The sequence below is a fragment of the Erwinia sp. V71 genome, from assembly GCF_965644245.1.
Taxonomy (GTDB): Bacteria; Pseudomonadota; Gammaproteobacteria; order Enterobacterales; family Enterobacteriaceae; genus Erwinia.
Map to the genome: position 1 here is coordinate 68,472 of NZ_CBFFRK010000009.1, position 6,607 is coordinate 75,078.

General features: G+C 51.1%; 9 protein-coding genes. 8 read left to right on the forward strand and 1 reads right to left on the reverse strand.

The genetic code is table 11. The features are described from left to right. Positions 1 to 3: 3 nt before the first annotated feature. The 8 genes from ACSZO1_RS03800 to ACSZO1_RS03835 all read left to right on the forward strand — a co-directional run bounded on the left by ACSZO1_RS03800 (position 4) and on the right by ACSZO1_RS03835 (position 6,082). A complete protein-coding gene (locus tag ACSZO1_RS03800; protein ID WP_437609671.1) occupies positions 4 to 408 on the forward strand; it encodes a DUF4054 domain-containing protein in 405 nt (134 codons plus the stop codon). After that, positions 401 to 853 carry a hypothetical protein gene (locus tag ACSZO1_RS03805; protein WP_437609674.1) on the forward strand — a complete coding sequence of 151 codons (453 nt, stop codon included), beginning with the start codon at positions 401 to 403 and terminating at the stop codon, positions 851 to 853. Before ACSZO1_RS03800 ends, ACSZO1_RS03805 begins: the two co-directional genes overlap by 8 nt. Then, positions 840 to 1,211, forward strand: a complete 372-nt coding sequence (locus ACSZO1_RS03810; RefSeq protein ID WP_437609676.1) for a hypothetical protein — start codon at positions 840 to 842, stop codon at positions 1,209 to 1,211. Before ACSZO1_RS03805 ends, ACSZO1_RS03810 begins: the two co-directional genes overlap by 14 nt. Continuing rightward, positions 1,208 to 1,726, forward strand: a complete 519-nt coding sequence (locus ACSZO1_RS03815; protein WP_437609678.1) for a phage neck terminator protein — start codon at positions 1,208 to 1,210, stop codon at positions 1,724 to 1,726. The genes ACSZO1_RS03810 and ACSZO1_RS03815 overlap by 4 nt, the downstream gene beginning before the upstream one ends. Next, positions 1,723 to 3,207 (forward strand): DUF3383 domain-containing protein, encoded by a 1,485-nt coding sequence (locus tag ACSZO1_RS03820; RefSeq protein ID WP_437609680.1) that lies wholly within the window; start codon positions 1,723 to 1,725, stop codon positions 3,205 to 3,207. Before ACSZO1_RS03815 ends, ACSZO1_RS03820 begins: the two co-directional genes overlap by 4 nt. A gap of 10 nt (positions 3,208 to 3,217) precedes the next feature. After that, the gene (locus tag ACSZO1_RS03825; RefSeq protein ID WP_437609683.1) at positions 3,218 to 3,652 is read left to right on the forward strand and encodes a phage tail fiber protein; all 435 of its coding nucleotides are present in this window, start codon (positions 3,218 to 3,220) and stop codon (positions 3,650 to 3,652) included. Beyond that, the gene (locus ACSZO1_RS03830; protein WP_437609685.1) at positions 3,652 to 4,059 is read left to right on the forward strand and encodes a hypothetical protein; all 408 of its coding nucleotides are present in this window, start codon (positions 3,652 to 3,654) and stop codon (positions 4,057 to 4,059) included. The genes ACSZO1_RS03825 and ACSZO1_RS03830 overlap by 1 nt, the downstream gene beginning before the upstream one ends. A gap of 211 nt (positions 4,060 to 4,270) precedes the next feature. Then, positions 4,271 to 6,082: a lytic transglycosylase domain-containing protein gene (locus ACSZO1_RS03835; protein WP_437609687.1), complete on the forward strand. Its 1,812-nt coding sequence runs from the start codon at positions 4,271 to 4,273 to the stop codon at positions 6,080 to 6,082. Between the two features lie 15 nt (positions 6,083 to 6,097). Here ACSZO1_RS03835 and ACSZO1_RS03840 read toward each other — a convergent pair whose 3' ends face one another. Beyond that, a complete protein-coding gene (locus ACSZO1_RS03840) occupies positions 6,098 to 6,451 on the reverse strand; it encodes a hypothetical protein (protein WP_437609689.1) in 354 nt (117 codons plus the stop codon). Positions 6,452 to 6,607: the final 156 nt, after the last annotated feature.

The following is a 6,607-nucleotide window of genomic DNA, read 5'->3' on the forward strand; positions in this document are numbered from 1 at the left end:
ATCATGGCAATCGTGGCGCTTGATACCGACAAGTTCCGCGCCATGTTCCCTGAGTTCTCCAACGTAGCAGACCCTGCCCTGCCATTCCTTTTCGACCAGTCAACCGACTATCTGAACAACTCCGAATATTCTCTTGTAGAGGATGTCGTTAAGCGTGAGCGACTGCTCTATCTGCTTATGGCTCACCTCGCGTACATGCGATACGGAGATTCTGATGGTAACGGTAAGAAAGGATTGGCAGGGCGCGTCTCCTCGGCTTCTGAAGGGAGCGTGTCCGTTTCTTTGGATATGGGCGCGGTAGAGTTTCGCTATGCCTGGTATACGCAGAGTCCATACGGCATGGATTTCTGGCAGGCAACGAAAGTATATCGCATGGCGAACTACTATCCGGGGAGCGTTTATGGCTGATGCTATTGAAGAATATCTGAATAATGTCGCGTCGAAATTGGCTTCCATGCAGGTTAAGGTCGGTTTCATTGATGGAGCCACTTATCCTGACGGAACTCCAGTAGCAATGGCGGCAACCAGAAGCGAGTATGGTGACCCGGCTAATAATCAGCAGCCTCGACCGTACTTCAGGAATGCCATATCAGATCACAGTAAAGAATGGTCGGAAACAATATCTCGTGGCATTCAGTCTGGGCGGTCGGTTGATCAAGTTCTTGAGGTTGTCGGTGCGCAAATTCAGGGTGATGTTCAGGAATCGATAGCTTCATTAATGTCACCAGCACTTCTACCTTCCACCTTAGCCGCCCGTCGTTCTCGTGGTAATGATTCAACCAAGCCACTGGTGGATACGAAGGTCATGATCGGCGATGTCAACTATGAGGTGAGCGACATTGAACCTACGTAACATTGCCAACGCTGCCACCCGGCGAGTTAACCCAAACATTTCAGCGGTGGTACGCCGGTACTCTGGCGAAGTCATGGGGCCGGGGCGCAAACCCATTCCTCAGTATGAACCAGACGAGCAAATCACCATTCAGTTTCAACCGCTAACCAAAGGCGATTTACAGCATGTAGATGGCCTCAATATCCAGGGCTTGTTCAAGTCCATCCACGTCAACGGCAACTTCTACAGCGTCAACCGTGAGATGCAAAAGGGCGGTGACCTGTTCATCGTTGACGGTAAAACATGGCTGGTCATTGAGCCACTGGAGCTTTGGCCAGACTGGTCACGTTTGCTGGGGTGCCTGCAGGTGGATGAATGAATGACTTCACGATAGACAACATCATCGATGTGCTGGCTGATTTCGTAGAGCCTATTTGTGGGGAGGTTCTGCAGGCGCAGGTTGACAGGGTGCCGATGCCGAAGGGTCAGTTCTGCATCATGACCCCACTGCGCTTTACCCGCCTTTCCACCACGCGGGAAATCAACAAAGACACCGGATCACCATCAACCAGCGCCATTGGCTTTACCGAAGTGCGCCAGGCTGACATTCAGATTGATATATACGGTGATGATGCGGGAGGCCGGGCGATTGCGCTGGAGACTGTTTTCCGGACGGCATACGCCTACGACGCAATCAAGGCGATAGATTCTCGCCTTGCGCCGCTATACAGCACCGAAGCCATTCAGGCACCAATGATTAACGCTGAGAATCAGTGGCAGGAGCGATATATGCTCACCGTCTCGCTGCAGGCTCACATCACTATAGATGTCCCACAGGACTACTTCGACAAAGCCAAATTCACTATTAACCAGGCTGATAAGGCGAACCCATGAGCAAAATCCCTTTAAGTCGTGACTTCAGTATCACGCCATCGACCGTAAATGCCGCGGGAACGGCGCTGGATGTTTACGGACTTCTTCTTTCTGATAACGAACTTCTGCCGGTTGGCAAGGTGGCAGAATACACCAGCGCATCAGATGTCGGCCTGGCATTCGGCACGACCAGTAAAGAGTATCTGGCTGCGTCGCTTTATATGTCCGGTTATGATAATTCCACTGTTCGCCCTGGTTCTGTCCTGTTCGGTCGCCTGGTTGAGTCTGCCGTATCTGGCTGGCTGCTATCTGGTAGCTTCAAGGGAGTGAAAATCTCCGCATTGCAGGGCATTACCGGAACCATCACGCTGACCGTTGACGGCGCATCAGTCACCAGCGCATCGCTGAACCTGTCCGCAGTGACCAGTTTCACTGAGGCAGCTGAAGAGATTGAGGATGCTATCGGTGCTGGCGTAACAGTGGAGTGGCTGCCGGTGCAAAGCCGCTTCATCATCCGCTCTGCCACTACTGGTGCATCAAGTAACGTTTCTGTGGCGCAAGATGGTACTGCAGCGACTGCTCTGAAACTTACGTCCGCGACCGCTGCAACCACGTCTCCCGGCGCTGACGCAACGAGTGTCACCGACACACTGGAGTCGATCGTCAACGTCAATCAGGATTGGGTGCTGACATCTTCCCTGGTTGAGCTGACTGATGAAGTAAAGGAAGAGATCTGTGCCTGGGTGAATGCATCGAATAACCGTTATGGTTACGTGCCTCACGACACATCTGCAGCGCCGACTGTTGCGAATAACGAATCCTGCTTCCATCAGGCTGTAGTGGTTGCAAACGGCTATGAAAACGTGATGTCGGTGTACGGAGATTACCTGCAGGCGGTTACTGCGCTGGCATACTCCGCATCGCTTAACTTCAATCGCACTAATGGCCGCGTTTCGTACAAATTCCGCGCGTTCTCAGGTATCTCACCAACAGTTTCCGACAACGCCACCGCTGCTGCACTGCTGTCAAACGGCTACAGCTTCTACGGCGCATACGGGCAGAATGCAACAGTGAAGAACTACGTCGCAGACGGCGCAATCAGCGGCAAGTTCCTGTGGCTGGATAGCTTCATTAGCCAGGTGTGGATTCACGCTAACTTGGTGGCAGCATTTGCGAACCTGTTCACCAATAACGCCTCATACGCGTTTAATGCCACGGGATACGCGTCGGTTTCTTCTGCGGTTATCGACGTTGCGACATCAGCGAAGAACTTCGGTGCAATCCGCGCCGGCGTCACGCTAGACCAGTCGCAAATCAACATCGTGAATGACGCTGTAGGCGCTGACATTTCCAATGTGCTGTACACCGAGGGCTGGTACTTCTACATCCCGGAGCAAACCGGCGCATCTCGCACCGAGCGAAGCCTCGATGGTGCCATTTTCTATTATGTTGACGGCCAGCTGATCCAGAGCATCAACATGACTTCGACCAATATTCTGTAAGGACGACAAAATGCCACTCGATATTACCTCGGCGAATAGCAAATTAAACATTGTCGTCCCGTCCTATTACCCTGGCGGTTTTGACGTTGATGACTACTCAGCAGACAACATGTTTGAGACTGCTCCGCTGCAGAACAAAGAAGACATGATGTCTGCTGACGGGAAATACCACGCCGGATTCATCTTCAACCCGACCGAATTCACCATTAACCTTATGCCAACGTCGAATGCTGGCAGCCTGATTGATGACTGGTACGCAGCAGAGCGCGCGGCTATCTCCGCATTTGCCTGCAATGCCACGCTCATTGTTCCGGCGCTTGGCGCTAAGTGGAACTTCGTGAACGGCGTTCTGTACACCTGGAACCCTACGCCGCCAGGTCGCCGGGTTCTGCAGCCACGAGCAGCAGTCTTCCACTTCGAATCGGCAACCCGGAGCGCAGCATAATGGCGAGAAAAGAAGTCCCGTTTATCGTTGATGATGAGGGGCGAGACAAAGGGAAAGAGTTCCTTATCACCGAAATGTCGGCATGGGACGCCGACGAAATGGCGCAGGATATTTTCCGTGCCATGGGTGATTCGAAATTCTCTGAAATCCCTCCAGATGTGATTGCTATGGGCTGCGCAGGGCTGGCAACGGTTGGCCTCAGTGTCATCTCTGCCTCATCTCCGGATGTTGCCAGAATGCTGCGTGACCGGTTAATGGCTACAGTGCAGATCATCATCACAAATAACGGCAGCCAGCAGGTAAGGGCGGTGAAGTCCATCGACTTCGAAGAAGTATCCACCATCCGCCAGGTAATGGATAAAGTCTTTAAAGTTAATTTTGATTTTTTAGCCATCGCCGGAGAGTAAAGTACCCCTTTCTTGAAGAGGAAGACCTTCCGGCCAAACTGGTTTCAACTGTCAATGTTTCACCCACCATAAACGCCATTATTTGCTCAGGAAAAGCATCCTACACCGACCTCCAGGAGAAAATATCCGTCAGGGATATGTACAACCTGCTGGAGGTGATTTCAGTCGACAACTTCAACCAGCGCGTATGGCATAAGCATCAGGAGCAGAGATGATTATCGAAGAACTTGCCTATAAGGTAACCATCAAAGCCGATGAGTTTCTGAACGGAAAGCGCAAGATAGGCACTGAAGTAGCGAAGCTTGAGAATGAGGTAGGCCGCTCCAGCAAAAACATTAACCGCTCACTCGGCACGATGACTGGAGAGGTGACTCAGTTCGGTAAAGCCGCCGTTTCGTCATTCCGTGGCGTTACAGTGGCTGCCGCCGGGTTCCTGGGTATTGGTGCCGGTCTGTACGGCATCAAGCAACTGTTCAGCTCCACTGCCAACGAGATTGTCCGCGCCAGCCAGCAGGCGAAGTTCTTCGGCTCTGATGTGAACAAAGTGTTCGGTGTTCGCCGCGGATTCCAGCAGGCAGGGTTAAACGGCGACGCGTTCATCTCCGCTGCCGGCAATGCCCGCATGGCTCTGGCAAACATCGCCGACCCGACAATCTTCGGTGGCCTGACCGGCGCTGCGCAAAACCTGATGGTGCTGGGCGCGCGTACCGGACTCAACATTAACAACCTCGGCGACCCAAACAAGGCGCTGGGTGAGTTCACCCGATACGGCAAAAGCCACAGCCAGGAAAACCTGATGCAGGTACTTTCCGCTGCAGGTTTCGACCCCTCAGACGCGGCCAAGATCAAATCCGGTGAGCTGAAGTCTCTCGTCGACTCAGAAACGAAGAAGTCCAACATCACCGCGCAGCAGGTGAAAGAACAGGAGGAGCTGCTGGTTACCCTTGGCAAGCTGGATGCTGAGTTTGCACGTATCCGAACTGACCTTGCGATGGCGTTTGCGCCGGAAGTCATCACCGCAATGAAAGCATTCGGCGACTGGATAAAGGAGCACCACGGCGACATTATTGGCTTCTTCAAGGATGCCGGGGAAACAATGAAGAAGTTCACCGATGCTGTTGGCGGCGCAAATGCACTTTTGCTGCTGCTGGCGCTTGGACTTCGTTCCAACCCGCTGGTAATGGCTGCCGTAGCGGTAGGGGCTGTCGGGAAGTGGTCTGAAGAAAGAGAGGCAGAAGCCAAAAAGGCCGGAATTGACGTAGGAAGCATCCTTAACTACAACAAATCAGCTTCTGTTGGTGGGAATATGTATACCAACGGAGCTCCAGATCCTGCAATGAATGCTGCGGCTAGTGGTGATAAGTTCTGGAGCTGGATTTCAAGCTTATTCATCAGCAACGCCAATGCAGGCTCTCTACATCACTCACTAAATGATCTTGGTCAGTCGCAGTTAGATGGTCTTCTTAATGCAGTTATGATGACAGAATCTGGCGGAAACCCGCTCGCATATAATACCGCTTCTGGAGCGACTGGGGCATATCAGTTTATGCCTGACACAGCGAGAGATATGGGGCTTCGCGTTGACTCTGAAGTAGATGAGAGACTGGATCCGGGTAAGTCTCGTGCAGCAGCTTCAATATATATGCGCCAGCTTTTAAAAAGATATGGCGGCAATGTTGATAATGCCCTTCGAGCTTATAACTGGGGCATGGGAAATGTCGATAAATGGATTGCCAACGGCAGTGACATAAACGACCTTCCAAAAGAAACCCGAGATTACACCGGGAAGGTGTATGGGAACATGAGCGGTACTAGGGGGTACTATAACACCCAGGGAAGGCTGGCTAATTCAATGCCGTACCAGATGCAGTCAGCTTCTGGAAATCAGACCACAAATAGCACCCACATTAATACCGTGAACGTCAACAGCAACCCTCAGACTGTGGATGCTCTCACGGAAAGCATCAAGAGGCAGAGTCATAGATCATCAACCAATGCTTCATTTTTCAGCGGAGTAAGATAAATTGGCTGATTTTTATTAGCTAGACTCAGAGTATGCTAGATTCGCTGTCTGCTCTAAATACCTATACTCAGTTGAGTTTTTTTTGTATTTTTTCTCTATAGATTCCAAGGCAATTTTTGCGTCTATGCCATGCTTGTTTTTCGTGAAATTCATAGTCATGACCCCTTCACATAACTGCATGGCTAAATTTTTTAACTCTATTGATGGATTTTCCTTGCTTGGCATCTCCCTTGTTATTCTTTTGCAATGATCTTTAATCGTCATTCCTCTAAGTTTTTTTTTGCTGGCGTATTCCTCTATCGCCGCAAGCTTTTGGTCGACAGTGGCAGACTGGGGTAGAGAAGGATATTTTTCGTCTTCATCTTGCATTTTTTTTACCTCATTTATTCCGCGTGACTCTCTGAAGTATTTTATTGATACGCGAATTCAGATAATAAGTGCAACGCTTGGTGGCGGATTCAAGTTCGAAGTGCAACGCTAAGCCGCCTGTCTTAACTCTGCAAAGACCACTGAAGGCTGCCGGAA